The organism is Corynebacterium sp. HMSC073H12 (assembly GCF_001837775.1).
Taxonomy (GTDB): domain Bacteria; phylum Actinomycetota; class Actinomycetes; order Mycobacteriales; family Mycobacteriaceae; genus Corynebacterium; species Corynebacterium amycolatum.
Genome location: NZ_KV834040.1, coordinates 26,634 through 53,600 on the forward strand (window position 1 = coordinate 26,634; position 26,967 = coordinate 53,600).

General features: G+C 58.3%; 24 protein-coding genes and 1 riboswitch. Of the genes, 9 read left to right on the top strand and 15 right to left on the bottom strand.

Going from position 1 to position 26,967, the window contains the following annotated elements; all coding sequences use genetic code 11:
* Window positions 1-33 precede the first annotated feature (33 nt).
* The 5 genes from HMPREF2708_RS08810 to HMPREF2708_RS08830 form a co-directional block, all read right to left on the bottom strand.
* On the bottom strand, window positions 34-870 hold the full coding sequence (locus HMPREF2708_RS08810) for a cell division protein FtsL (protein WP_070833955.1): 837 nt from the start codon (window positions 868-870) through the stop codon (window positions 34-36).
* 64 nt (window positions 871-934) lie between these two features.
* The gene (rsmH, locus tag HMPREF2708_RS08815; protein WP_070833956.1) at window positions 935-1,975 is read right to left on the bottom strand and encodes a 16S rRNA (cytosine(1402)-N(4))-methyltransferase RsmH; all 1,041 of its coding nucleotides are present in this window, start codon (window positions 1,973-1,975) and stop codon (window positions 935-937) included.
* Between the two features lie 259 nt (window positions 1,976-2,234).
* A complete protein-coding gene (gene mraZ, locus HMPREF2708_RS08820) occupies window positions 2,235-2,666 on the bottom strand; it encodes a division/cell wall cluster transcriptional repressor MraZ (protein WP_070833957.1) in 432 nt (143 codons plus the stop codon).
* A gap of 707 nt (window positions 2,667-3,373) precedes the next feature.
* On the bottom strand, window positions 3,374-3,817 hold the full coding sequence (locus HMPREF2708_RS08825) for a DUF3040 domain-containing protein (RefSeq protein ID WP_070834228.1): 444 nt from the start codon (window positions 3,815-3,817) through the stop codon (window positions 3,374-3,376).
* A gap of 230 nt (window positions 3,818-4,047) precedes the next feature.
* Window positions 4,048-4,536 (bottom strand): SAV_6107 family HEPN domain-containing protein, encoded by a 489-nt coding sequence (locus tag HMPREF2708_RS08830; RefSeq protein WP_070833958.1) that lies wholly within the window; start codon window positions 4,534-4,536, stop codon window positions 4,048-4,050.
* Window positions 4,537-4,742: 206 nt separating this feature from the next.
* Here HMPREF2708_RS08830 and HMPREF2708_RS08835 point away from each other — a divergent pair, with 206 nt between their 5' ends.
* Window positions 4,743-5,333, top strand: a complete 591-nt coding sequence (locus HMPREF2708_RS08835; RefSeq protein WP_049182147.1) for a GNAT family N-acetyltransferase — start codon at window positions 4,743-4,745, stop codon at window positions 5,331-5,333.
* Window positions 5,314-5,988: an LppM family (lipo)protein gene (locus HMPREF2708_RS08840; RefSeq protein WP_049182148.1), complete on the top strand. Its 675-nt coding sequence runs from the start codon at window positions 5,314-5,316 to the stop codon at window positions 5,986-5,988. The genes HMPREF2708_RS08835 and HMPREF2708_RS08840 overlap by 20 nt, the downstream gene beginning before the upstream one ends.
* Window positions 5,989-5,991: 3 nt before the next feature.
* On the opposite strand, the gene metF is transcribed toward HMPREF2708_RS08840, so the two are convergent.
* Entirely contained in the window at window positions 5,992-6,978 is a 987-nt protein-coding gene (gene metF, locus HMPREF2708_RS08845) for a methylenetetrahydrofolate reductase [NAD(P)H] (protein WP_070833959.1), read from the bottom strand.
* 66 nt (window positions 6,979-7,044) lie between these two features.
* On the opposite strand from metF, the gene HMPREF2708_RS08850 reads away from it, so the two are divergent.
* The 4 genes from HMPREF2708_RS08850 (at window position 7,045) to HMPREF2708_RS08865 (ending at window position 12,563) form a co-directional block, all read left to right on the top strand.
* A complete protein-coding gene (locus tag HMPREF2708_RS08850) occupies window positions 7,045-8,157 on the top strand; it encodes a polyprenyl synthetase family protein (RefSeq protein ID WP_070833960.1) in 1,113 nt (370 codons plus the stop codon).
* A gap of 18 nt (window positions 8,158-8,175) precedes the next feature.
* Entirely contained in the window at window positions 8,176-9,876 is a 1,701-nt protein-coding gene (gene crtI / locus HMPREF2708_RS08855) for a phytoene desaturase family protein (protein WP_083321915.1), read from the top strand.
* Between the two features lie 86 nt (window positions 9,877-9,962).
* Entirely contained in the window at window positions 9,963-11,576 is a 1,614-nt protein-coding gene (locus HMPREF2708_RS08860; RefSeq protein ID WP_070833961.1) for an alpha-(1->6)-mannopyranosyltransferase A, read from the top strand.
* A 6-nt stretch (window positions 11,577-11,582) separates the two neighbouring features.
* Window positions 11,583-12,563 carry a phytoene/squalene synthase family protein gene (locus HMPREF2708_RS08865; RefSeq protein ID WP_070834230.1) on the top strand — a complete coding sequence of 327 codons (981 nt, stop codon included), beginning with the start codon at window positions 11,583-11,585 and terminating at the stop codon, window positions 12,561-12,563.
* Window positions 12,564-12,591: 28 nt separating this feature from the next.
* Here the strand turns inward: HMPREF2708_RS08865 and HMPREF2708_RS08870 are convergent, their stop codons facing one another.
* Window positions 12,592-12,966: an Rv2175c family DNA-binding protein gene (locus tag HMPREF2708_RS08870; RefSeq protein ID WP_070833962.1), complete on the bottom strand. Its 375-nt coding sequence runs from the start codon at window positions 12,964-12,966 to the stop codon at window positions 12,592-12,594.
* 79 nt (window positions 12,967-13,045) lie between these two features.
* Between HMPREF2708_RS08870 and pknB the strand changes: the two genes are divergently transcribed.
* Entirely contained in the window at window positions 13,046-15,304 is a 2,259-nt protein-coding gene (gene pknB, locus HMPREF2708_RS08875; RefSeq protein WP_070833963.1) for a Stk1 family PASTA domain-containing Ser/Thr kinase, read from the top strand.
* 72 nt (window positions 15,305-15,376) lie between these two features.
* Here the strand turns inward: pknB and HMPREF2708_RS08880 are convergent, their stop codons facing one another.
* The 7 genes from HMPREF2708_RS08880 to HMPREF2708_RS08910 form a co-directional block, all read right to left on the bottom strand.
* On the bottom strand, window positions 15,377-16,762 hold the full coding sequence (locus HMPREF2708_RS08880; RefSeq protein WP_070833964.1) for a class II 3-deoxy-7-phosphoheptulonate synthase: 1,386 nt from the start codon (window positions 16,760-16,762) through the stop codon (window positions 15,377-15,379).
* A gap of 68 nt (window positions 16,763-16,830) precedes the next feature.
* On the bottom strand, window positions 16,831-17,322 hold the full coding sequence (locus tag HMPREF2708_RS08885) for a polyadenylate-specific 3'-exoribonuclease AS (protein ID WP_016423018.1): 492 nt from the start codon (window positions 17,320-17,322) through the stop codon (window positions 16,831-16,833).
* Window positions 17,323-17,473: 151 nt separating this feature from the next.
* The gene (locus HMPREF2708_RS08890; RefSeq protein WP_070833965.1) at window positions 17,474-18,265 is read right to left on the bottom strand and encodes a lysophospholipid acyltransferase family protein; all 792 of its coding nucleotides are present in this window, start codon (window positions 18,263-18,265) and stop codon (window positions 17,474-17,476) included.
* A 102-nt stretch (window positions 18,266-18,367) separates the two neighbouring features.
* The gene (locus HMPREF2708_RS08895) at window positions 18,368-19,381 is read right to left on the bottom strand and encodes an ROK family glucokinase (RefSeq protein WP_070833966.1); all 1,014 of its coding nucleotides are present in this window, start codon (window positions 19,379-19,381) and stop codon (window positions 18,368-18,370) included.
* Window positions 19,382-19,390: 9 nt separating this feature from the next.
* The gene (locus HMPREF2708_RS08900; protein ID WP_070833967.1) at window positions 19,391-20,545 is read right to left on the bottom strand and encodes a glycosyltransferase family 4 protein; all 1,155 of its coding nucleotides are present in this window, start codon (window positions 20,543-20,545) and stop codon (window positions 19,391-19,393) included.
* 54 nt (window positions 20,546-20,599) lie between these two features.
* On the bottom strand, window positions 20,600-21,670 hold the full coding sequence (locus HMPREF2708_RS08905) for an NlpC/P60 family protein (RefSeq protein ID WP_371326303.1): 1,071 nt from the start codon (window positions 21,668-21,670) through the stop codon (window positions 20,600-20,602).
* A gap of 341 nt (window positions 21,671-22,011) precedes the next feature.
* Window positions 22,012-22,590, bottom strand: a complete 579-nt coding sequence (locus tag HMPREF2708_RS08910; RefSeq protein WP_070833969.1) for a C40 family peptidase — start codon at window positions 22,588-22,590, stop codon at window positions 22,012-22,014.
* Between the two features lie 14 nt (window positions 22,591-22,604).
* Window positions 22,605-22,747: riboswitch (cyclic di-AMP (ydaO/yuaA leader) on the bottom strand.
* 413 nt (window positions 22,748-23,160) lie between these two features.
* Between HMPREF2708_RS08910 and HMPREF2708_RS08915 the strand changes: the two genes are divergently transcribed.
* Window positions 23,161-24,750, top strand: a complete 1,590-nt coding sequence (locus HMPREF2708_RS08915; RefSeq protein ID WP_070833970.1) for a DEDD exonuclease domain-containing protein — start codon at window positions 23,161-23,163, stop codon at window positions 24,748-24,750.
* On the opposite strand, the gene trpD is transcribed toward HMPREF2708_RS08915, so the two are convergent.
* The gene (trpD, locus tag HMPREF2708_RS08920; RefSeq protein WP_070833971.1) at window positions 24,747-25,814 is read right to left on the bottom strand and encodes an anthranilate phosphoribosyltransferase; all 1,068 of its coding nucleotides are present in this window, start codon (window positions 25,812-25,814) and stop codon (window positions 24,747-24,749) included. The genes HMPREF2708_RS08915 and trpD overlap by 4 nt on opposite strands.
* Window positions 25,815-26,348: 534 nt before the next feature.
* Here trpD and HMPREF2708_RS08925 point away from each other — a divergent pair.
* Window positions 26,349-26,963, top strand: a complete 615-nt coding sequence (locus HMPREF2708_RS08925; RefSeq protein ID WP_141737489.1) for an aa3-type cytochrome oxidase subunit III — start codon at window positions 26,349-26,351, stop codon at window positions 26,961-26,963.
* The last annotated feature ends 4 nt before the right edge of the window (window positions 26,964-26,967 follow it).

Consider the following 26,967-nt stretch of genomic DNA (forward strand, 5'->3'; position numbering starts at 1 on the left):
TGGCCAGTCTGGCCGTGTTTAGTTTCTAAGTTCCTACGGTGCTGGCGCTGGCTCGGGTGCCGGCGCTTCCGGTGCTTCCGGCGCCGGGGCTGGCGCTTCGGGCGCTTCCGGAGCTGGCGCTGGCGCTTCAGCCTCAGGCGCGGGTGCCGGAGCCGGCGCAGGTGCTGGTGCGGGTGCGGGTGCGGGTGCATGGTTCTGCGGCGCATACGGAGCAGTTGCCGGCAACCCGTTCGGACGTGGGTGCGCTTCCTCAATAGCCGGTGCCTGCATCCCCGGAACATTCTCGGTGTCCTTCGGGTTCGACGACGGCGCATGCGGATTATTCGGCGACTCACTGTTGAGGTCGATAATCTTCTGCTGCTTCTCATCGCCCGGTCGCACTTCCACGACCTTGCCTTCCGGATCAGTCGTCAAAACGGCAGGCTGCTCCGGATTGACCATGCCCTCTTCCACAGCACGCTGCGCGATAGCGCCGGTTGACTTCATGTAAGCAACATCCCGCTCGAGCACCTCCAGCTGGTTACGCAGCTCCTTTTCCTTGGTCTGCGCAGCATCCAGCTGCAAGGATGTCGATGTCGAAATACCAGACAGGAACATCGCCATCACGATGCCCGCGACAACGAGAAAAATCATTAGAGCCGCACCGGCAAACTTGTGGCTATCCCTCGAGGATGTCGTAACGCGACGCCCCCGCACCGAGATGACCTGCTGAGAACCTGTGCGCCCAAACCGCCGACGCTGATAAAGATCCTTTTCCGTGCGGGCGCTGCGACCGCGCTGACGAGTCTTCGTCTTGGCACCGGCGACGGTTGCAGACGCGCCGCGGGAGGTGCGCCGGGTGGGGGCGTGCTCCGTGATTGTCGTTGCCATGCTCGAAAGTTCTCCCAGTACTTAGATTGTGAAGGGTGCGTTTGGTGCGGTTGGAAAGGGTGGGTCAATCGGCTCGAATTCGCTCGATACAGCGAACTCTCACCGGTGCGGCTCGGGGATTGTCTTCGATCTCGCTTGCCGACGCCTTCTCCGCACCTCTCGTGATGAGAGCAAAGTGCGGTTCATGCCCCGGAAGCTCCATCGGGAGCCCCGGTGGGGTTGTCGACTTCACACGCTCCGCAAAGTTCTTCTTAACGATGCGGTCTTCCAGACTCTGGTAGCTCATGAACACTGCACGCCCATCGACTGCGAGTGCATCGCAGACCTGCGGCAGCACATTTTCTAGAGCTTCAAGCTCACGATTTACCTCGATACGAAGAGCCTGGAACGTACGCTTGGCCGGGTGTCCGCCCTTACGGCGAGATGCCGCCGGAATGGTTTCATAGAGCAGCTCAACCAGACGGCCGGAGGTGGTAAACGGTTCCTTTTCCCGCTCACGCAGGATTGCCGAGGCGATCTTGCCAGCGAAGCGCTCGTCGCCGTAAGTCGATAGGATGCGCGCGATATCACCGTGCGAATAGGTATTGAGCACATCCGCTGCGGTAATCCCCTGGCTTGCATCCATGCGCATGTCCAGCGGGGCGTCGACTCGGTAGGCAAACCCACGATTGACCTGGTCAAGCTGCATCGAGGAAACACCGAGATCGAAAAGCGCACCTGCGATGCCCTTCTCAGCGGCGCGGGCAAGAATGTTCTCCGCGCCACTTCCACCAGCGGCTGCAGGAATCTCACCACTGAGCACCTCGGCGAGCGAATCGAAACGCACACGGAACCCTACAAAGCGATCACCGAAACGCGCGAGACGTTCTTCTGCCCCGCGCAATGCATTGTCATCGCGATCGAGTCCAACAACGCAGAGCTTCGGGAACTGCTCCAACAGATATTCCGTGTGCCCACCGGCACCAAGAGTGCCGTCGACAACAACTGCGTCGTCACCCAGCGCCTCGATGCCCGGGCGCAACAAATCAGTTACTCGATGAAGCAAAACGGGGACATGACCAAACTCGCCGGACTTGCGATCATCCGCAGGCGCCGATCCGTTCATTTCCCCTCCTCACCGGGTATGTTTGCACTGGTCAGACAATCTATTGAGTGTATTCCCGGTTTGCTTAACGACGAGTGCCGCGCCAGCAACCAGACCGCACCTCATGAGCACTACCGGGAATGCTGCTATCGGCACTAAGACAAAAAGCGGGGATGTTCACAGGGCCCCGCCTGACAGAACCTGGTATCGGGGAAGTACACCAGGGGCTATCAGGCAGAGTCCATGCGGACATTCCCTCTTTTCGGTTATTTCAAGCGGTTTATAAAACGCCGAACAGCGAGTCATCCTCACCGTCGGAGAAATCAGCTTCATGCTCCGCCTGGTAGGCCTCCCAGGACTCTTTGTCCCAGATCTCCAGAAAGTCAATAGAACCGATAACCACGCACTCCTTGGAGAGATTCGCGTACCGACGGTGATCCATCGATAACGTGATTCGTCCGGAACCATCGGGGCGCTGCTCATCGGTGCTCGCCGCAAGATTTCGGATGAAAGCTCGCGCCTTGGCATTCGTACGAGAGGCCTTAGTGGCCCGCTGAGCTAGTTTGACGAACTCCTCTTTCGGATACACCGCCAGAGAATGATCCTGCCCTTTAGTGACCATCAGGCCACCTGCGAGATCCTCGCGGAACTTCGCCGGCAACGTCAGGCGCCCTTTGTCATCAAGCTTCGGAGTATAGGTGCCCAGAAACATGCGTCACTGGCCTCCTATCCCCGTGTCAACCTCAATGTCAACGCACAAACGCTTACCGAATTCAGGGATTTAGGCGTTGCCCTCAAGCAGAGCCGGAGGGTTGTGCTTTTCCCGCCGTGCCAAAATCTCGCCAAACTTTAAGCGCAAATCGGATATTCACTTCTGCGATGTTGACCAACCTCAATCAACATCACGCCCCACTTTACCCCACTATCTGCCACTATCAACACAAGAAGGAGAAAAATAGCCGCAATATCAGCGCAACCCCACCGCCGCGACATCTGATTTAACCCATTTGACATGGGCTTTTAACGAATCCCCTCGACAATTAAAGTGCGAACAAAAAGTGGGGCACCCACCCGCAACCCCACCGATAACGACGTCACACCAACCACACAGTTAACAACAGGCGGTCTGCACCCCACTACACACCACTTACCTACTAAAAACTATCCAGATTCAACCTGGTCGCCAGACTTAGCGCGTTGAACTGCAACTTTGTATCGCCGGAGCCAAACTTTCAGGAATGCCAGCAACGACTGCAGATAAGAATTCCTCCACCCCAATAGCTAAGTGGGGGAAAGTGGGGACTCGCGGTGGGGCAAAGTGGGTGAGATCTTGTGGAGACGATTCGCGTCTAGAAAAACAAAAAGTGAGGGCAAGCCATCACTGGCTTGCCCTCACTTTTTATCTTTGAGGCCTATCCCCTAACGCCCCTCGAAGCGGCCACGGAAACGTGATTCCAACGTGGAATCACCAGAGGAACCACGACCACCCGAGGCTCCTCGACGACTCTTTGCCGCTCCAGACTTAGACTTTCCAAAGTTCAGCCCCGAAGCAGAACTAGACTTCTCCTGCTTACCGGCGCCAGTCAGAGCCCAAACGCCGGAACCGAACATAAGACCAAAGCCAGCTACCGACAACGCAATGAACCAATTGCTGACAGAGAAAAGAGCGACGCCGCCAATCAGCATCAGCAGACCAAGGAGCATGAGCGCAAAAACCTGAATCGAAAACCCACGGGGTGCGCCGTTTTCCTCCGGAAAGCTGAACGCATTTCCGGCCATCGTCGAACTAAATTTAGGATCCTCAGCGTAGAGTGCAGACTCGATTTCGTCGAGCATCCGCTGTTCGTGCTCAGATAGTCCCACAATTCCTCCATCGCCTACTTGAGCATTGCCCACCGCGATACTGGCGAGCCTCGACCCTTCAACTAACAATGCCGATACAACAAAGTTAATCACAGGCCACCTGCTGCTAACGCGGCGTCCGTTAGCTTCATTCTTACCCCTTCAACGGGCGACTCACCTCTATTGTTCCATGAATCCGAACAATCCCCCATTTATTTAGGAAAGCAACGCTCTAACACGCTCCCACCGGCTTACGCAGCCGCGGGCAGAACACCCAGCTCGGCCCGGACAGCCCCCAAGAATGCACAACTTAAATCCCACAACTCCTGCGCCCGCCGCGAGTCAATGCGACGCGAAATACCCAACCGGACTTCCTCACGCAGCGCGGTGAACTGCTCGAATTTGGTGACCCAGCTATCAAATTCGGGCTGCTCTTTCTTTAAACGCAACCAGGCACTCTGTGTTGCCGAACGACGACGCTTAACTGCCGAGCCCGAACGAGAGCCCGAGCCAGAACCCCCAGCCGCCGATGCATCGTCGCGATTCAACAGCGCGCCTGCGCAGCGCAGTGCCGCACAGTAGGAAAGCTCCAGCATCTCATCAGAGCCGGCATTCCGAGCATTCACTAGCAGAGCCTCTGCCCGCCCCAGCAGCTCCAGCGATTGCTTTGAGACACCGACCGGGGCGACCGAACCCGACTGCGAAATCGCCCTAAACTCCACCACGTTCGACCTTGCCACCGCCCTGCTTCTCCTTTCACACAGCATTCACATGAGCACAGATTTTCCGCTTCCCCTTAGCGGGATTGACTGCAATCTATCCCCAACCCCGGACTACGCCAGACATACTTTCGCACACCTGTTCGACTCGATGTTATTGCAGTAATCTCACAACTAAGTTCGTCTATGTCGCTAATCTGGTCACTGTGAAATACAGCGTGGTTCCGATGACAGCAGGAGACTTCAATCTCCGCCTGCAAGAAGCAGTGGCTCTCTACATCACCGCGATGCAGTACAACCCCGCGATCTTGCCCGGTCGTCTCCATGAGTGGCAGAAGCAAACCACTCAACCCGGTTTCATGGCTGCTGCAGCCATAGCTCACCCCGAAGAGCTCTCCCCCGCCCAGGCTCTCCGCGACCCGCGCTGCAGGTTGGTTGGCATCGGCTACTGCCGTACAGGATTGGACACGCACTGGTGGTATCGCCAGGTAAGAGATGGACTGCTCATGGACGGGCGCTCGCTACCGGACGTCGTCAAGCTCTTGGGCAACTACGCCGAACTGTCTGAGATTCACATACACCCCAGCTTTCAGGGGCGGGGACTCGGTAAACGGCTGCTCCGCGAGTTGGTCGATTCCCGCCCAGAGACGCGAGTTCTGTTGTCAACCCCGGAATACCCGAATGAGGCCAATAGGGCATGGCAGCTCTACCGCCAATTTGGTTTCAAGGATGTTTTAAGGAACTTTTATTTCACAGGGGACTCCCGTCCCTTTGCAGTTCTAGGAGTAGATCTTCCCCGTGACATCATCACCGAGTGAACCTTCCACACCACGTCGACGGCTTTCGCCTCTGCGCATTGCCACAGCAATGGCAGGGATTGCCGCCATCTTGCCGCTCAGCGGCTGCTTTGACGCACAGGCTGGCATTACCATTTCCGGCGACGACAGGGTCTCGGGCACAATTCACGTAACGCCCACGGAGGAAGTCCGTTCCCAATTTGAGCAGTGGCAAGTGCCGGAAGATCTCTCCGACCGCGTCTCACAGGGAGAAATCGACTCCTCCACGGGAAAGATGGAAGTCTCGTTCAACGAGCTGCACTTCATTGAACTCACCGATACGCTCCGACAGCTTTCCGACGATCGCATAGACATCGACCTAGACCGTACCGGTGGCGGCAAGATTTCGATGAACGGCCACATGGATTTGACTCACCTGCCCGGCGCGAAGGTTGATTTCGTCGTCGCGTTCCCGGAGCAGGTTACTGACTCCAATGGCCGCCAGACCGAACCGAACAAGGTGGAATGGCAGCTCGCCAGTGGCGAGAACCACAATGTATGGGCTTCGTCGCCGGCTGGATCCACCAAGCGGAATCAATTCCTACTATTTGCCGGTGTGACCACAGCCGCCGGTGTCCTGGCCTCAGTGCTAGGTGTCCTGTGGGCGCGAAGAATCCGCGACATGCAGGACTTTTAGCAATTAAAAACCACCGCGCAGCATATCTTGGCCGGTGCCCCATGCGGGCGCCATTCCGAGGTTGTGCAAAACCTCCTGGGAGGCGCGAGCGAAGTTCATAGTCATAAAGTGCAGCCCCGGCACGCCTTCGGCGATGAGACGCTCTGCCATGTTGGTCGAAAACTCGATACCAATCTTGCGAATCTCATCCTTATTGGCCTGCTCGTCACCATCCGCTGCCTTAATCAGGCGTTCCTCCAAATCGGATGGCAACTGCGCCCCGGAGAGCTCAACCTGCCTGCGCACTGAGCGCAGCGACGTAATCGGCATCAGCCCCGGAATGATGGGCTTGGCGCCGTGCACTGGGTCGGCTTCCACCAGACGGTCTCGAAGGCGCAAGTAGTGCTCGATATCGAAGAACATCTGCGTAATCGAGTACTCAGCTCCCGCGCGCAGCTTGGCCAGCGTGTACTGCGTGTCATGGTCCAAATCCGGCGAACGATAGTGTCCTTCCGGGAACGACGCAATGCCGACTTCAAATTTTTCGAACTCCGGCTCGGCCTTAATCAGCTCAATCAATTCGCTGGCGTAGTGCAGACCCCCTTCGGTCTCCACCCAAGGGCCAAGCGGGTCTCCCGGCGGATCACCGCGCAGAACAAGCAGATTTGTCAGCCCCGCGATGAGGTAAGAACGCAGGATTTCCCGCAGCTCGTCAACGGTGTGCTCTACCAATGTCAGATGCACAAGCGTTGTCAGCGGCTGCTTCGAAACGCGCTGGGCGATTCGCAGGGTGCGGTCGCGGCTAGAACCACCGGCGCCGTAGGTCACCGATGCGAAGGAGGCGCCAAGATCATGGAAAGCCTCAGCTGCTCGGAGAAGACGTTCCTCGGCCGCGTCGTCACGCGGGGGCATGAACTCGACCGAGAAGGGAATACTGCCCGCGCTCGGCATTGAAAGCGCCTGGCGGATTGACACTTGACGGCCTGGCGACAGTGGCATTGATGAGGACATAGTCACTCATACTAAGCGGTGTCCTATTCTTGAGTCAGCATTACCCGTCATCGACGAGAGGCTCACATGAGCGAAGAACTGGATTTGGCCGCGATGCAGCCCCGCGAAGTACCAGCTGCTGTTACCAAAACGCTGGAGAATTACCTCAAGAGCCGTGGCGACGATGTCGCGTCGGTCGATGCGGTGTACACCGAGGCCATAGACTCGCTCCGCTCCTTCGTCCTCAATGGGGGCAAGCGCGTGCGTCCAGCCTTCGCCTGGCAGGGGTGGTTGGGAGCAGGCGGCCTCGAAGGCCGTTTCTCCCCAGCCGAGGATTCCCTGGCTGTGATGAACGCGGTGAGTGCCCTGGAACTCATTCAAGCCTGCGCACTCATTCATGACGACATCATCGATGACGCTGATACGCGCCGTGGCGCACCGACTATCCACAAGGTATTCGAGGCCAAGCACGAGGCCAATAGCTGGAATGGAGCCGCCGACCGCTTCGGTATTTCCGCCGCGATTCTCATTGGCGATGTCGCCCTGACCTGGGCTGATGACATGATGCACTCTTCAGGCCTCAGCTCGGAGGCACTAACCCGAGCACTTGTCCCCTGGCGGGCTATGCGCACTGAAGTACTTGGCGGCCAGCTGCTCGATATCACGGCCGAAGCCAGCCGGGACAGTCGCGTCGAGACCGCTGAGAAAATCAATCTGTTCAAGACCGCCGCCTACACCATCGAGCGGCCGCTCCACATTGGTGCCGCGATTGCCGGCGCCCCAGCGGAATTGGTTGAGGCCTACCGCAGCTTCGGCCGCGACATCGGTGCGGCATTCCAGCTCCGCGACGATCAGCTGGGCGTTTTCGGCGATCCCGAGGTCACGGGCAAGCCCGCCGGCGATGACCTCCGCGAAGGCAAGCGAACCGTCCTGGTCGGCCAGGCTTTGAGCCTCTACCGAGAATCCGCACCTGAAAAGGCCCGCTTTATCGATGAACGCCTGGGAGCGGTCTCGTCTGCTGCAGATATTGATGAGCTACGCAATCTCATCGCTGATTCCGGCGCTGCCGATGCCGTCGAACGTGAAATTGACCGTCTGACCAGCCGCGCTTTCTCCACTATCGAGAATGCCGACCTACCTGCAACCTCGCGCGAGAACCTCATTGCTATGGGCGTTCGCGCCACCGCTCGTCAGCACTAGACCAGGTGTTGCGTAGTCATGTCTGCTGCTTCCCCCACTCGTGCTCCCAGTAGTTCCCCGCGTCTGCGACGTGCGGTCACTCGCCCTCATAAGGGCGCCAAACCACGACTGACCATCATCGGCGCAGGCCTGTCCGGACTTACCGCCGCACTCTACGCCATCGCTGATGGCTACGATGTCACCGTTGTCGAGAGGAAAAGCTTCGTCGGCGGACGCTGCGCCAGTGAACCCGTCCCAGTCGACATCGACGGGCAATCGCTCACCGCAGTCTTCGACACTGGCGCAACTGTATGGACCATGCCCTCGCTTGTCGACGATGCCCTCGCCGCCGTCGGCCTCTACGCGCGCGATATCGACCCGGGTTTTTCGGCCTCCCCAATCACGCCCACCTACCGTGCGGAATTTGCCACTCGCGGCGGACTCGACGTGTTTTCCAACGAAGACATGATGGCCGATGAGCTCGCCCGCTTCGGTGCCTCTGACTCCACCGTCGCCGGTTACCGCAAACTCCGCATGTGGCTGCAAACTCTCTTCAATGCCTGCTTCGACAACTTCATGTCCCGCAGCTTTGACCGCGTTACGGACCTATTAACCGGGCCCGGCGCGCTTCGCGACCTCACTACGCTCCTCCGACTCGGTGCCTTCGGCGCCCTCGAACCTAAAATTCGTGCCTTCCTCGGAGATAATGATCTCGCTCGCGTTTTCAGCTTCCAGGCGCTTTACGCAGGTGTACCTCCTGCTAAAGCCCGTGCGGTCTACGGCTGCATTTCCCACATGGATACTTCGATGGGGGTTTACTATCCGCACTCCCCCGCATTCGGTTCGGGTATAGGCGCCGTCGGCGAGTTGCTCGCCGAGGCCGTCCGCCGAGCTGGCGGAACCATCGACTTCGGCGTTGATGTCACTGGGCTGAAACTCGACGAGACGGGCTTTGTCTCCGCCATCACCACGGCAACTGGCGAGCGTCCCACCGATGCCGTCATCGCTACTACCGATTTACCTGTGGTGCAGAGCTGGCTTCACGACGCGACTACCTCTGCCGCCAGTAGCTCATCGAAGCGGCGAGGCCTTCGGAGCGTCGTAAAGCGGACGGGAGCGCGACGGCTGTTCCCAGTTCGATTTTCCCCATCGGCGGTGGTGGCGCACGGACTGATTCCGGTTTCGGCGACTGCGACGTGGCCGAAGCGGCATCACCTGATTTCGTTTGGCGAAAAGTGGAATGAGACCTTTGAAGAGATCTCGTCGCCGCGCCGTGGAAAGCTAATGTCAGACCCGTCATTGCTGGTCACCCGGCCTGCGGTGAGTGCGCCGGAGCGTATTGTCACAGATGCGAACGGCGTGCAGTGGGAACCCGTCAGTGTGCTCGCGCCGTGCCCCAACTTGCAGTCGGCCAATCTAATCTGGTCGCGAATCAGTGGGGACTACGTTGCGAAAATAACCGCTGAGCTGGAGCGGCGCGGACTGACCGGGATCTCTACGAAGTGGCGAGTCGGCCGGATCGATACCCCTCAGCACTGGCAAGAACGCGGCATGGGCGTTGGCTCCCCGTTTGGGCTGGCACATCTGTTCCGACAGACGGGGCCGTTCCGTCCCCGCAACTTCTCTCCGAAGATGCCAAAGAACCTGACGCTGGCGGGATCGACGACGGTGCCGGGGGTTGGCGTGCCGACGGTCATGATTTCAGGACGACTTGCAGCGCAGCGGTTTGAAACGCCTTAGCTCCTGAATGTCTCCCGGATGTCTGCCGGTGGTCACTGACCAACTAGGATTAATGCATCAGCAATGTATCGATTGTTTAGGTTGACATGAATTTATCGCGGAGTGCTCAGCTGGGTGTCTACGGTGGCATCCTCATTGCTCTGGGCTCCTACGGTTCCGGCGCGAACCGCTACCGTGGCGGCCTTGTCCACGCTCTGGGACTCGACTGGATTACCTACGGTCACGGTCAGATTTTCTGTGAGATTGTGATTTGGGTAGGCATCGCCCTGCTGTTGATCTCGTGGCTGCGCATCGGGCGGGAACTGCTGTTCTCGAAGGGGACTATCCGGGACATCGTGGCCGGTTCTGCCGATTCTGGCGACGCAGCAGACGCTCTCGCGCCAGCGAACGCTGGCGGCGATGAGTCCACGTTGCGTCGGTTTAATTCAATCCTGTTGGCCTGGGCAATTCCCCTCGCGCTGGCCGCACCGCTGTTCTCTCGCGATGTGTATTCGTATCTCATGCAGGGCGCGATGGTCCGCGATGGGTTTGATCCCTACACCGAGGGAGCTGCAGCTAATCCTGGGCCGATGCTGCTGGAGGTATCCGCAGATTGGCGGAATACCACCACTCCGTATGGCCCGCTGCATCTGGGAATTGGCGAGGTCATCACGCGGATTGTCGGCGACAATATCACCGTCGGCGTGATTCTCTACCGCATTGTGTGCCTGCTTGGCTTCGCCGCCATTGTCTGGTCGATCCCGCGAATCGCCCGGGCGCTTGGAGCAAATCCGGCTTTCGCACAGTGGCTCGGTGTGCTCAATCCACTGGTGCTACTGCACCTGATTGCGGGTATGCACAACGAGGCACTGATGGTCGGGTTGGTCAGCCTGGCACTAGTCGCCGCACTGCGCATGGAGCACATGCGGGGTGGCCTGGTCGCTGCTGTCCTCATCGGAATCGGCGTCGCGCTGAAAGCCACCGCTGTCCTGGCGCTGCCCTTCGTCGTGTGGATTGTGTTGACCAGGCGCGAGCCCATCACCACGGTTTATGAGATGCTGCGCAAGATTCCGGCGATTGCCGGTGTGGGCATCGTGTTGGTCGCAGTCTGCGTCGGCACGCTTGCAGTGGTGACGTGGCTGACCGGCTCGAGCTGGGGCTGGATCTCCGAGATCAGTGGCAACACCAAGGTGATTAACCCACTGGCAGCACCGTCGGCGGTCGCTGGTGTGATCTCCGGCGTCATGGCGTGGTTCAACGACGACATCGGTTTCAACGTCATCGTCAGCCACACACGCGTGGTCTCCTCCGTCATCATGCTGGTGGGGCTCGTGATTTCCTGGTTCTACTTCCGGGCCACCCCTCGTAACAATGTCGCTGGCATGATTGCCGCCTATGTGGTGGCCTGCGTTTTTAATGCCGTGGCACTGCCCTGGTACTACGCCAGCTTGTTGACTCCCATGGGAACGATTCGCCCGCCACGATGGGTGATTCAAGGCACCGTGTTGTTCACATTCATCCTGTCGCTGTCGTTCGCCGGCGGTGGCAATCACCGCTTCTACGACGTGCCCTGGATGGTTATCATCACCGTTCTCGGCTGGTTGGCCGTCGGCTGGCTGACCACAGGAAAATTCAGCTGGAAGTACCCGTGGCGCGACGATAACGGCGCAAACCCGGATTCCACGGTGGCGCCCCTGCCGCGGTCAACCGAGGTCGCATAGTTGTCCATGCCCGCCCCACAGCCTCTCTCGACCATCGCGCTGCCACAGTCCTACGAGCTCTGCCGCGATATTATGGCCTCCCACGGTCGCACGTATTCCCTGGCCACGCGACTGTTGGCACCCCGCCAACAGCGTGCGGTGTGGTCTCTCTACGCCTGGGCGCGCATTGTCGATGACTACGTCGACTGCCCCGCCGATGCCGACCGCTCGCCCACGCGCATCGAAGCCACGGTCACACGATTAAGCGAGCTTTTCCACTCAGCTGTCGCCAGCGGTTCGCTTGACGACGTCCACCGCGACCGCGACCGTGCCGTCATCTCGGCTGCCGCACAGACTTTTCGCGACTACGACATCGATCCACAGCTCTCTGCAGACTTTGTTCACTCCATGCTGATGGACGTGCCCGACACATCCTGCCATATTGCGCATTTTGAAACATGGGAGCAGCTCGACTCGTACATGTGGGGCTCCGCAGCAGTCATCGGCCTTGAGATGATGCCCATCCTAGGCACCCGCGCAGGGGTCTCCTGTGAGGAAGCCGCCCCCTACGCAGAGCTCCTTGGAAAAGCCTTTCAAGTGACAAATTTCCTCCGCGACATCGCCGAGGATTTTCGCCGTGGCCGTATTTACCTACCACTGAATGAGTGGGAGGCCTTCGGAGTGGGGACCGAAGAGATCGGCTACTGTGCCACCACGGGACAGACGACCCCGGCGGTACGTCAGGCATTGGCCTACTTCATCGCTCGCAACCGCGCACTCTATGCCGAAGCCAGCAGCGGCGTGGACATGTTGGAGGTGCCAGGGCGTCAAGCTATCCGTGCCGCGGAAATTCTCTACTCTGATATTCTCGGCGAAATTGAGCACTTGAACTACAACGTCTTTGCGCAGCGCGCTCACGTCGGGCGCGCTCGAAAAGCAAAAATCGCCCTCCCGCTGCTTTTCACAGCAGTGGCCGGGCGATTACGACAGGAGCTATCGAGGGCGTAGGACGGAAGGCCTAGGACGCCGTCCGGGTTTACAACGCCATAGCCTGTGCGCGGCGCATTACTTCGCGTGCGAGGTGACCGTGCAGGGCGTCCACCGGACGCCCAGGCAGGGATTCATCTTCGGTGAATAGCCACTCCAGCGTTTCTTCTCGCGTATAGCCGCCGTCGGCAAGCAATGCGAGTGCGCCAGGTACAAAACGCGCGACCTCGTCATTTTCAAAGAAGCGGGCAGGAATTTGTGCAATGCCGTCGCGGTGGACTGCAATAAGGCGCCCCTCCTGCAGCAACGCGTGAATTCGGGTGACGGTGACGCCAATGAGGTCAGCGGCATCGGGCAGCGCGAGAGTGGGTTCGTCGGCGCTCAGGACATCGTGGCAAGTTGGAATCTTTCTCACACTGGTCACTTTAGCGCGTTGGCCTTGCAGTAGGTACGTCCCCATATACTTATTAGAAGCAACTGATTGGAACAGGGAAGGCTGGTTTATGTCGCAGCTTGTCGAGGGGCAGATTCTCGATGGTCGCTACCGTATCGGAGCCACCATCGCCCACGGTGGCATGAGCACCGTGTACTGCGCCACCGATTTGCGGCTCGATCGCAGGGTGGCCGCAAAGGTCATGGATCCGCGTTTTGTCGACGACGAGTCTTTCCGCATCCGCTTCGAACGTGAGGCCCGCGCGGTCGCGCATCTCAATGACGAGTCGCTCGTCAACGTCTACGACCAGGGCACGGATCCGGCGGGGCATGTGTTCCTCATCATGGAATTCGTCGACGGTGGGACCCTCCGTGAGCTGCTCCGTCAGCGCGGTCCGATGCCTCCGCATGCGGCTACCGTCGTGATGCGATCGGTTCTGCGTGCCCTATCTGTAGCGCATTCCCGCGGCATGGTGCACCGAGATATCAAGCCGGAAAATGTGCTGATTGCTTCGGACGGGCGAGTGAAGCTGGCGGACTTCGGTCTAGTGCGCGCGGCGGCTGATGCCAAGGTGACCTCTAACTCGGTCATCGTCGGCACCGTCGCTTATCTAGCTCCGGAGCAGGTCACGGGTGAATCCATCTCCCCTGCCTCCGATGTATATGCGGCGGGTATTCTGCTCTTTGAGCTGCTTACCGGCACCACTCCATTCATCGCCGATTCTTCGCTGGGCGTTGCCATGAAGCGATTGAACGCAGATGTCCCGCCACCCTCGGAGCTCATCGACGGCGTTCCCGAGGAGTTCGACGAGTTGGTCGCCCGCGCTTGTTCCCGCAGGCCGGAGGATCGGTTTGAGACTGCCGAGGAATTCGGTGACGCACTCGAAGACATAGCGGACAAACTCGCGCTGCCACCATTCCGCGTGCCATCTCCTGTAAATTCAGCAGCCGCCAACGCTGCCGCCATGGAGGGGCTCACAGAGGACTTCCGCCGACCGGGCAACGACCATTTCGATGACAGACACGGCACCGCAGAGACGGCACCCGAGCGCTTCGGTCACGACGGCTATGGCTTCTCGACGGACGCACCCGGCAGCCCCGTTTCTTCCCGACCACCGGGACCCCCGAATATTTTCGATGATTTCGACGACCCGAATGCTCCGGAATATCCGCTGCCGCCGGACACTCAGGGCCCGCAGCATCCGCAGCCGCGATCTGCTCAGACTCAGACGCCGAAGAGCCGTCGAGCTACCCGACAGCGGACTCGCCGCGGATGTGCATTGTGGCTGATTATCGCCCTGGTTGCCACATTGGGCATGGGGCTTGGCGCATGGTGGCTGGGCTCTGGCCGTTACGGCGAAGTGCCCTCTATCACTGGGCTATCGCAACCACAGGCGATGACCGCAATCAGTGAGGCGGGCTTTGAACCGGTGGTTGATGAGCGCTACGACAACGATGTCGCAGTGTCGCAGATTATTGGCTCGGACCCCCTGGCTGGAGCGCGGGTTGTCCGCGGTGATGATGTTCGCGTACTGGTCAGCCTCGGCCGCCCGACTGTGCCCGCATATCCCGCAAACCATTCAAAGGAAGTGTTCAGCGCTGCCCTAGCTAAGCGGACGTTGAAAGAAGAGGTCGGAGACCCCGTCTTTTCCGATGATGTCTCCAACGGCGGCTTAGTCTTTGCGGTTCCTGCTCCAGGCCAGACCGTCGAAGTTGGCTCAGTTGTGACCGTGCATTACTCCAAGGGGCCAGCACCGGTGAAGGTGCCAAAGATCGTGGGGCTTCAAGAGGATGAAGCTCGTGAGCTGTTGAGGAAGGCCGGTCTGGAAGTCCGAGAAGTATCGGCGGAGTTCTCCTCCTCTGCTGAGCCGGAAGAGGTTCTTTCCGTGTCCCCTGAGGAAGGCACTGGCCTCGAACGCGGTAGTTCTGTGACGTTGACCATTAACAACGGCATCGAAGTGCCCAATGTAGTGGGCAAGTCGGAGGATACTGCTCGCCAAATTCTGCAGCGCGAAGGCCTTGAGGTAAGCGAAGTAAAGGACGCGTCCTCCTCCTCGCGCGACTACGGCCGTGTCGACGCAGTCTCACCGAGTGCAGGTCGTCTGGTTAACCCCAATGATGCGACTGTCACGCTGACCGTATCCAGAGCAGTGAAGGTTCCGCAGTTGCTGGGTAAAACTGTTGCGCAGGCACGTCGTGAAGCGGAGAAACAGCATCTTCAGCTCGACATTGACGGCTCTGCGAACGAGGACGATCGCATCGTATTGCAGTCACCCCGACCGGGCGCCAAGGCCACGGCGGGTGACAGCATTTCGGTCAGCACTCTGTAAAAAAGTACGGCGCGCTAATGAGTGCGGCGCTGCACTAGCTGGGCTAGTTTTATCTAGCTGAGCTGGATGCAACTAGTTGCGCAGCATCTCGGCAACCAGGAAGGCCAGCTCCAGCGACTGCTGAGTGTTCAAACGCGGGTCACAGGCGGATGCGTAACGGCCTGGCAGGTCGACATCGGAAATGTCCTGCGCACCACCGAGGCACTCAGTGACATCTTCGCCGGTCAGCTCCACGTGGATACCGCCCGGGTGCGAACCGATTGAGCGGTGCACCTCGAAGAAGCCCTGAACCTCGTCGACAATACGGTCGAAGTGGCGGGTCTTGTAACCATTGGAGGCCGAGTAAGTGTTGCCGTGCATCGGATCGCACTGCCAAATGACCTTGTGACCAGAAGCTTCCACAGCCTCAACGATGGGAGGCAGCACGGAGCGAACTTTGTCATTGCCCAGACGCGAAGTCAGGGTCAGGCGACCAGGCTGGAAGAACGGGTCGAGCTTGTCGGCGTAAGCGACGGCTTCCTCCGGCGTGGTGGTCGGGCCAATCTTCACACCGACGGGGTTGCCAATCATTGCAGCCAGGTTGATGTGGAAGTCCTCAATGCCACGGGTGCGCTCACCAATCCACAGCTGGTGCGCCGAGAGATTGAACAGCTCCTGGTTGCCATCGTTTTCGGACAGGCGCAGCATAGCGCGCTCGTAGTCAACGACCAGCGCCTCATGCGAGCAGTAAATCTGCGCGGTCTGCAGGTTGGAATCCGCAACACCACAGGCAGCCATGAACTGCAGTGCGTGATCAATCTCGCGTGCCAGGTCCTCGTAGCGGGCGCCAGCCGGCGAGTTGCCGACGAACTCACGGTTCCACTCGTGCAGACGGTGCAGGTCAGCAGTGCCCGAGCCGGTCAGTGCACGTACCAGATTCATTGCCGCGGAGGCATTGGCGTAAGCACGCACCATTCGAGCTGGGTCGTGAACTCGAGCTTCTTCGGTCGGCTCAACGCCGTTGACCATGTCGCCGCGGTAGCTAAGCAAACCGTCGCCGTCGATGTCCTTCGAGCGCGGCTTGGCGTACTGACCAGCGATACGAGCCATCTTTACGACCGGGGTGGATGCGCCGTAGGTCAGCACAACGGCCATCTGCAGCAAGGTCTTCACATTGGCGCGAATGTGCGGTTCGGTATTGGATTCAAAGGTTTCCGCACAATCACCGCCCTGTAGGAGGAAGGCCTTACCATTAGCGACGTCGGCAAGCTCCTGACGAAGCTTACGAACCTCAGGCGCGACCACAATTGGCGGCACCGATTCGAGAATGCGACGCACGTTTGCAGCGGCGCGGGCATCCCAGCTTGGCTGCTGTAGGGCTTGGCGGGATACGACATCAGCAAAGCGCTCAGCCATGTCTCCGGGAAGCGGTGGCAGATCGGGCAGGTCATCTACAGGGAGATCAATAGTCCAACTCACAGAAGTTCATTGTAGTGCCCCTGCCAGAAGGGTGTTAGTCAGGTCACCAAATGTGAGAGTTCCGCTGCTTAATCAAGCGGCAACTTCTGTGCAATCTTTTGAAACTTCAGCAGATTATGCTGGGCATCTGCCAACGCGTCGTGCTTACCTGCAGTCTGTTTTGGCAATCGTGGCTTGCCCGCCATCTCCCAGTACTGCTTGAGTTCGCGGGTATAGCGTGGCATGAACTGCGGCAGCTTGGTCATATCGCCCCAAAGCTGCACCAACGCAATGTGGTCGTAGGCGCCTACCCAGGCCCACAGCTCTGGGCTGCCCGTACCGGGTTCGGTGAAAAATGCCAGCAGTTCCTCGCGGATCGTGTCCCGGTTCTTCCACAGCGGAGATGAGGGGTTGGGCAGCTGATTGAGCACATTGGCCCGCACCCACGGCCCGGCCTTGCTCTCATTGAACTCGGTAGACACCGCGTAGTACTCGCGGCCGTCCTCAGCTACGACACCGATGGAGACAAGATCAATAGTCTTGCCGTCTTCAATAAACTCGGTGTCATAAAAATAACGCACGGTGTGGAATCCTCTCCAGCCTCGGCCTCGCGTCGGCTACCTCGCGACCAAAAGACCGTGGAGCCCTACCGAGCAAATCTTCCCCATGCACCGAATCGCCCTAGGAAGTGTGCAGCCCCACTGTCGCGAAAACTATCTGCGCCTTATTATTCTAGCGAGCGCGTCGGAACCAGCGACGAGGGGTCGGCTTCGGCCCCGGAGCCGGAGTGGTCAGCTCTCCCCCCGGCTCGGTTCCCGCTGGATAACCGTTGCCGGCCTCCAAGGACTTCTTCACATCAGTCGCATAAGCATCGACATATTCCTGACCAGAAAGCTTCTGAATTTCCTTAATCAGGTCATCCGTCAGTGCCCTGGCCGCTTCATACTCATCGCTGTACTTGGCTTTGTACTCCGACGGATCAATCGGATCGCCGATAATCGTGCCGACCTTCACCGGACGAGGAATCCACGAACCAATCGGGTTGGCCTTTTCCGTATCAATCATTGCCATTGGGAACACCGGCACACCGGCCTCCAGCGCTACACGTGCCGCACCGGTTTTACCGCGGTACAGTCGACCATCGGGACTACGGGTGCCCTCCAGGGAAATGCCCAGCAGGTCACCGCGTGACAGCACCTTCAAGCCGGCGTTCAGCGCATCGCGAGCTGCATCACCAGAGGTACGATCAATCGGCACCTGCCCCACCGAGGAGAAGAAGAACTTCTGGATACCGCCGACAAAGCCGGGCGTAGTGAAGTACTCCGCCTTCGCCAGGAACGTCAACTGACGACGGCAGACCAGTGGGAAGAAAAAGTGATCCATCACAGCAAGGTGGTTCGACGCCATCAGCGCTGGACCTTCCTGAGGAATCTTCTCACCACCGATGTAGTACGGGCGATTATAGATTCGCAGCCAAGGGCCAATGAGGATGTACTTAAAGAACTTGTACCAGCGATTATTCACAGTTTAAAACTATACAGGTTCACGTGGTCCGGCGATCCATCTCCGCAGCCATTCCCCCACCTTTTCGCGGGCGAATTCCCCTACAATCCCCCAATCGACGCTTTACGACGATGCCGCACCCTCGGCAGCCACAACGCTGCGCGCAATATCCGCCGCACCAATCAACCCGGCATCGGCACCCAATTCAGCGACCCGCACATCCGCCACCGGACGATAGCCAGCACCGGTGAGATTGCGGGCAAACTCGGCCTTGGCCTTTTCCAGGTATAGATCAGATGCCGAGGCAACACCGCCACCGATGACAATCAATTCCGGATCAAAGACATCGCCCACCATCGACAGGCCACGCCCGAGCCAGGTAGCGAAGTCATCAATCGCAGCTAGAGCCAATTCATCCCCCTGCCGAGCGGCCGAGACGACATCGGTACCAGTTACCGAGCCGGCCACGAGCCCGTCGGTAAGCCGCGAGAAGTAGCGCCCGGATTGAGAGAGTTCCTGAGCTGTGGTTACCAACGCCGTACCCGAGCAGTAACGCTCCAAGCATCCACGCTTTCCGCAGGAGCAGGGACGACCATCCGGCACAACGGTGAGGTGGCCGAATTCCGGCGCCGTGCCGTACGCGCCACGGTAAATCTCACCACCCTGCATCATCGCGCCACCGATTCCCGTACCCAGCGCAAACAGCACCCAATTATCCGCACCGCGGGCCGCACCAAAGCGATACTCGCCCCAGGCGGCCGAGTTGGCATCGTGCTCAAGCTGCAGAGGGCATGGGAGAAGCAAGGATAAACGCTTGACGACGTTCGCATCGCGCCATGGCAGATGCGGGGCGAAACGAACCGTCTGGCGGTCAGAATCCAAAAAACCAGCTACAGCTAAACCGATGGCGCTGACATCTGGAAAACGTTCAACCAAGCGCTCGGACGTCTGGACAATGCCACGTTCAATGGCATCCACGCTGCCATCAGAACTAGTCTGAACTCGATACAACACCTGCCCATCAGCGCTGACCACTGCAGCGCGCAGGTTTGTTCCACCAATATCAAAACCGATAGCCGGGCGTTCAGCGGCGGCGGACTCGTCTGAGCTCGGATGAATCGGAATATCGGTGGACATAACAGTTGATTATAAAGGGATTGCGCAGGTTCGGAGAATTCGGCGAGCCCGAGCAGCCATGACCTCCCAGGTCCACGACTGCACAACATGCTCCCGACCACAGGCTCCCATCGCCGCCGCGCGCTCCGGATCATCCAAAATCTCAACCAGCCCGGTGGCGACGCTGCGCTGCGAGGCCCCATCGACAACGATGCCCGTTTCGCCATCGATAACTGTCTCCGGGGCGCCACCAGACTTGCCAGCTAAGACAGGGACACCGCAGGCCTGTGCTTCCAGGTAGACAATGCCGAGGCCTTCTACATCGAGGCCACGTCCGCGGGTTCGGGCGGGCATGGCGAAGACGCTGGCCGCATTGTAATAGGCGGGGAGATCCTCATAGGAGACCTTGCCGGCAAAAATGACCTGCTCGGAGACCCCAAGCTTTGCTGCCAGCTTTTCCAACTCTCGATTCAACGGACCAACGCCCACAATCAGCAACCTGGCACCCGGGTGCTGCTCAAGAACCTTAGGCATGCTGCGAATCAGCATATCTTGGCCTTTTCGGCGCACTAGCCGAGAAATACAGACGATAAGCGGCTGGGACTCATCGATTCCGTGGTACTGCCGGATCTTCTGTCCCGCCTCAGGGGCCGGGGAAAATCGCTCGACATCGACACCGGAAGGCAGGCGTTCAAAGGCTGTTTGCGGGCCAAAGGCTGCCGCAAATCGACCACGGGTGTAGCGGGAAATATAGGTCACAACATCGGAGCTCTTACCAATGCGCCCCAGCATCTGGCGGGCCAATGGAAGCATCGACCAGCCCACTTCATGTCCGTGAGTGGTAGCGACGATGCGGGTGGCACCTGCGCGACGGCATGCGTCGCCAAGCAAACCAAGTGGCGCGGCGGCACCAAACCAGACGGTGTCAATGCGTTCGGTGCGAATAATCTGAGCGGCGCGACGAGCTACGTGCGGCAGTGGCAGCAGCACGGAATCACGCATGCGATAAACACGGTACGGTAGCGACTCATCGTAGGCGCGGAGCTTTTCTTTAGGAGCTCGCGAGGACGCGAGGACTACGAGGTTCTCCGGATCCAAGCGAGCACAGAAATCACGCAGGTAGGACTCGATTCCACCATCACGAGGCGGGAAGTCATTCGTAATGAGCAGTACGCGCGCAGACATGGGGTCGAGTTTATCTACCTTGACTAAAAAAGACGCGAAGCCACCTGCCGCTAGTTAAAAGCGGACAGCGCCTTGGTACGGGCCACCCTGGTCAATGGAAACGACCTGGACTGGAATGCCGTAGTCGGAAGCATGGACAATCTGGCCGTTGCCAATGTACATGCCTACGTGGGTAATGCCCGGGTAGTAACCGATGATGTCACCTGGCTGCAGCTGGTCACGGCTTACCGGGGTACCACCGGCGAGCTGAGCCTGCGAAGTACGCGGAATGGACTTACCAATCTGCTGGTACGCCCAGTACATCAGACCGGAGCAATCGAACTCAGAGGGACCAGCAGCTCCCCACGAGTACGGGGAACCCAGCTTCGACATCGCGGCATCAACTGCGGCGGAAGATCCGAGCAGTTTGTCCAGCCCTTCGGTGATTGGATTGTTCTTGGAAATCCAAATGTCCCGCTGCTCTGGGCTCAGCGAATCAACCATGGACTTGACATGCTCGGCGCGCTCATCAAATTCGGCGCTGCGCTTGTCCAAATCATCGCGACGCTTAGCCAAATCATCGAGCTGCTTGCGAATATCGCCCTGCAGACGCAGCGCATTGGCCTTACCATCCTCGGCATCCTTACGAGCTTGCACCGCACGGCTGACAACTTCATCGTTGTCGCGGAACATCTTATTGATGTAACCGGCACGGTCGATAGCGTCCTGAGCACTGGCAGATCCCAGGGCGGCCGACAACGGGTCGACGATTTCACCACGCATCCGCTTCTTCGCGAAGTACGAAATCTCACCAGAGAGCGCCTTGAGGTCATCCTGTGCTCGGAGAACCTGATCCTCAGAGTGCTTCAGCTCCCCCTCGGCGTGCCGGAGTTCCTCTTCCTTAGCCTGAACCTGGGAATCCAGCTCGGTAACTTCCTCAGAAACCGCTTCGGTATCCCGAGAAATCTTCTCCAGCTCTGCAATAATGCCGTCTGCAGTAGCCAGATCCGGGGCTGGCTGTTCATCTTGCGCAGACGCAATTGGCGCCAAACCTACGGAGCCAAAGGTTAGCCCAGTCACGACCGTCAGCCCGACTACACCGCGACGAGAGTTGTGGCGACGGCGAGAGGCACGGTGACGCGACAAATCCAAACCCTTTTCAAGTTGTGTATTCAAATTTCTTCCCCGAAAAACAAAACATCAAACCACTTGACGCATTCGAGCAAATTGTAGCAGCCTTGCCGCGGAACAACACACCGACAAACCGCCAGCATAAAGGGGTATCCAAAGGGAGCAACCAGGATAGCCCTCTGGCTTCACGCATTGCGTAACCGCAGTACTAAAACAAAAATGAGGCGAGCGCCCCAAAGTGCTTTACGACGCGCATAGCGTCAGCACTCGGGCGCTCACCTCAGTGCCCCTCACTAAAAAGAGCCAAGGCCCTACAGGGCACCTAGGCCCCGCAGGTTGTCATCCGTTCAAACAGATTAGAAGCGGACGAAGTTGTGAACCGGCATGTAGTTCATCGGAGCTTCCTTGACGACATCGCCGGACTGCGGAGCGTGAATCACGTTGCCATTGCCAGAGAAGATGCCAACGTGGGTAGCGCCAGAGTAGAAGGAAACGATGTCACCCAGTGCCGGGCTGGAGACCGGGGTGCCCTGGGAAGCCTGCGCCTGGGAAGTACGCGGGATCGACTTACCGACCTGCTGGTATGCCCAGGAGGTCAGACCGGAGCAGTCGAAAGAGTTCGGACCGGTAGCGCCCCACACGTACGGGGAACCAATCTTGGAACGTGCAGCGGAGACGATAGCCGAGCCAGTGGACGGTGCTGCAACGTTTGCAACGCTGCCGGAGGTAACCTCACCTGCGACATCGTTGAACTTGCCAACAACATCCTGCAGACCTGCAACCTGCGGGGTATCGAAACCGTTCAGCGCGCCCTGGATGTCGTTCAGCGGGTTAGCGTTAGCGGTCGGAACTGCGAGAGCGGTAACGCCGGCGACGGTTGCGCCAAATGCAACTGCGTTGCGTGCAAAGTTAGAACGGCGGTGGTGCTTGCCCATTGTTTTGAAACTCCAAAATCTTCCTGTTTAGCCGACCGGGTTAGCTGACGGGTTCGGAAGAATGGAAGACTTCCTACCCTCCGGGATCTCCCTTTGGGATTCACCCCATGGTTCGAGGTGGGTCCCCGGCTCGAATCCCCTGAGGCTCTCACTACTTAGACCCTCAGGACCTTCGATAAGGCTCTGTGTTTTCTTATCAATGACCGGCACCAACTCAGTGGCCCCGTTTCAATGTCTCGATAAGGTTACGAAATGGCATCAAGTTTTGTCTAGCCATCCGTCAAGAAAACCGCCCTAGGGCGCGTTGTTACCATCAATAGAACTAAACCGTTACCAACCCGTTACAACTAGACACTTCCCCCGCAACAGAATGATAACGGTTTGATAAATCTATCACTACCTGGTGTTTTGAAGTTCGCAGGAGACTTTACACTTACCACTTCGAAGTCGACGCATTTTTACCACGAACCCAGAATGTGTTTTGCATCACACTTCGGTCTTCGGAAGCCCAATTTGCTCAAGTTTCACAGTTTTAACACCACTAGGAGCGCTCAGAATAGGATTATTGACGTGAATTCAGGACAACAGCACTTCCACCTCGAAGGCTCCGTCGATGATTCTCTTTTCAACACCACCTTTGTCGTCGTAGACCTAGAAACGACCGGGTTGAAGGCCAAGAACGACCACATCATTGAAATTGGGGCCATCAAAACCCGTGGCGGTAAGACAATTGGCACCTTTTCCAGCTTCATCGACCCCGGCATGGAAATCCCGGACCACATCACATCTCTCACCGGCATCACTACCGCCGATGTTGAAACTGCCCCACAGCTCGGCACAGTTATTACTCAGTTCCTCGAATTTGCCCGGGGAAGCGTGTGGGTTGCTCATAATGCCAAGTTCGATATTGGATTCCTCCGCCAAGCTTGCACCGACCTGGGCCTAGACTGGCCAAGCCCCAGTGTCGTAGACACTCTCACGTTGGCGCGTCGCGTCCTCGACCGCTCACAAGTTGGCAGTTTCAAGCTCTCACAGCTCGCACGGTACGTCGGTTCTCCGAATCGCCCCACCCACCGGGCGCTTGACGACGCAATCGCAACCGTCGACGTTCTTCACTACCTCATGGAGAGACTAGCTGGCGATGAAGTACAAACAGCGTCCGAGCTAGTGCACTACTCGCCCACCGTCGCTCCAGAGGTTCGTGCTAAACGGCACCTTGCCGATGAAGCTCCGCACACCCCTGGTGTCTATGTTTTTCGGTCAAGAAATGACGACCCCTTATATATAGGTACAGCTCTCGATTTGCGACGTAGACTTCTGCAGTATTTCAACGGCACTGATTCTCGTCGCAAGATTACGGAAATGGTCTCTCTAGCCGAACGCGTCGAGATCATCGAGTGCCCGCACGGCTTCGCTGCAGAAATCCGCGAGGCTCGCCTGATCTCTGCACTCCGTCCGCCCTACAACCGACAACGCACCGAACCAACCCGCGGCTGGTACATCGTCCCCGCTAGCCCCGGTCGGCCTGCCAAGATTAGCCGGACAGTCACCGACGCCCGCAGCCTAGGTCCTTTCCGCACGCGCGACACCGCTACTGCCATCCGCGACAGGTTCTCCGCGCTTAACGACGACTTTGCGATAACAACCACCCAGATCTCTACCACCGGTGCCGACGAGATCGCAGACATGATTGCAGAGATATCAGCACTTGCCGAAGCACACCGCTTCCAACGCGCGGCAGTGCAGCGTGACCGCACTGCGGAGTTCATTATCAGCTTGGACAAGCAGCAGCGCCTGAGCATGCTTGCCGCCATCCCATCTCTGCAAGCCGCCTTCCCCAACGGCAATGGCGGCTGGCATCTAGCGGAAATTCGCTATGGCAGGTTGGCCGGCGCCAGCACCGCACCACGTGGCGCGGATATGAACTACATCATCGACCTCATGGAGAGTTCGGCCCAAACAGTCACTCCAGATGACTCCTTATATAAAGGAGCATCAATTGATGAACTCAGTATTATCTGGAAATGGCTGCAGCGCCCGGAGGTACGAATAAAGCCCACCGGAGGCGAGTTTTCCTACCCTAGGCTGGGCGCAGGAAAATACCTTCAGTGGGCAATTGACGCGCAGCAAGCACGTCGTGAAGCGCGACGCGAACCTTAACCCTTCATCGCCGCGGTAAGGATGTCCAAGCACAGCCCCGACTGGAGTGTTTCCTTGACCTCTTCAATGGAGTCGGCCATAGCTTCCTTTAGTGGACGGCCACCCAGACCACGCGAAATGGCGATTGCAGCGGCGGAGTTAAGGATGACTGCATCGCGAATCGGACCTTCGAGCTCGCCAGCCCAAATGCGACGTGCAACATCAGCGTTGTAAGCAGGGTCACCGCCACGCAGCGCGTCAATTTCGGAGTACTCCATGCCATAGTCATGTGGATCGATGACATCTTCGGCAACCTCACCGTTTTCCACAATAAAGGCCTTGGTGGGGCCAGTAACGGTAATCTCGTCGAGACCATCGCTTCCGCGAACCACCAGCGCGCGCTGACCACGGCGGGCGAAGGTGTTCGCCATCGTCTCCATCTGATCTTCGAAGGCACAGCCAATCAAGCTCGCCTGCGGGCGTGCTGGATTCGTCAGCGGCCCCAACAGGTTGAAGACGGTAGGAACCGCTAGCTCCTTGCGCACCGGTCCAGCGAAGCGCATGGCCGGATGAAAGCGAGCGGCAAAGAGGAAGCGCACGTAGAAATCCGGATGTTCCGGAGAAGTAACGAGACCGTCCTCAATGTCGACGCCGAAGGCCTCCAGCATGTCAGCGCCACCCGACTTCGAAGAAGCCGCGCGGTTACCGTGCTTGAGCACAGGCACACCGCTGGCAGCGATAACAATCATGGACATCGTGGAGATGTTGACGGTATTTGCGCCATCACCACCGGTGCCGACGATATCGACTGCTCCGCGCTCAATAACACCGGCGAGCTGTGGGTCATGAACTGGGCGGGCAAATGAAAGCATGCCCTCAGCCGCAGCATCGAGCTCGGCAGCCGTGATTCCCTTGGCGAGGAGACCGAACGCAAACGTTGCGGTCTGCACGTCCCCAGAAGCACCGGACATTATCTGATTCATGGCGAATCGAATGCCCTCACCGGAAACCTCGCGGCCAGCACCAATAGTGGAGAGAACGTGGCGCCAGTTTTCGACCGCCCTCTTATCGCCGATCTCGCTCATCGCCACTCCCTTCCACTAGATAGTCAAGTCTGTACTCGTACTTTATTAATACAACTGCACCTAGGTACTGCTAGTTACCCCGCCCACCAGGTGCACCACATCACGGGCTTCTGGAAAATCCCACCGTGGTGTACGTAATAAGACAAGATACCTCCCCCATATATCCGGCGCATCACCAGGTCCGCCTTTTGCGTTCACCGAAAATCTCACCCCCATTGGGGCAACTGGAAAAATACGATATTAAACAGAGCCAAACCTGCGATAAACTAGCCGACAGCTGATGCCGCAGTATCGCCAACTCAGGTTCGCTGGAGGTGAACCTGACAGTCCAGGGGGATGGACACCGCGCACCTCGGCACAACAAAACCCTCGAATTCACCCGCGTCGGATAAAAACACCGGAAAGTTCCCAACAGGGTGAAAATTAGTGAAATTCTCAGAAACCTTTCCTCACGACCTGGGATTTTAGGAATTTTTATACAAAAACGGGGGTTGCAACGTGACTACTCCTTAAGAACAGTACATACTGTTAGATGTGACGAGCGCAGTTGAAAATCAAGGTATGACAGCACCACGTCGTGCTGCGACACTGAACCGACCGAATATGGTCAGTGTCGGCACGATTGTGTTCCTGTCTCAGGAATTAATGTTCTTCGCCGGTCTGTTCGCGATGTACTTCGTGTCACGCGCGAACGGCCAGGGCGATTCGTGGGATTGGGGTACCGGCCACCTCAACGTCCCGTACGCACTAGTGATCACCGTGATCCTAGTGTCGTCTTCGTTCACTGCCCAGTGGGGCGTGTTCGCGGCCGAGCGTGGCGACGTTTTCGCACTCCGTAAGTGGTACGCACTGTCTACCGCCCTGGGTGCAATCTTCCTCGTTGGCCAGGCTTACGAGTACTTCACCCTGGTTAGCCACGGTCTGACCATTCAGAACTCCATTTACGGTTCGGTCTTCTTCATCACAACCGGATTCCACGCAGCCCACGTTCTCGCGGGTGTGCTGGCTTTCGTTGTGGTGCTTATCCGTACCTCCAAGGCGAAGTTCACCCCGGCACAGGCCACTGCTGCCATTGTGGTCTCGTACTACTGGCACTTCGTCGACGTCGTGTGGATTGGCCTGTTCATCACCATCTACTTCATCCAGTAGGCCG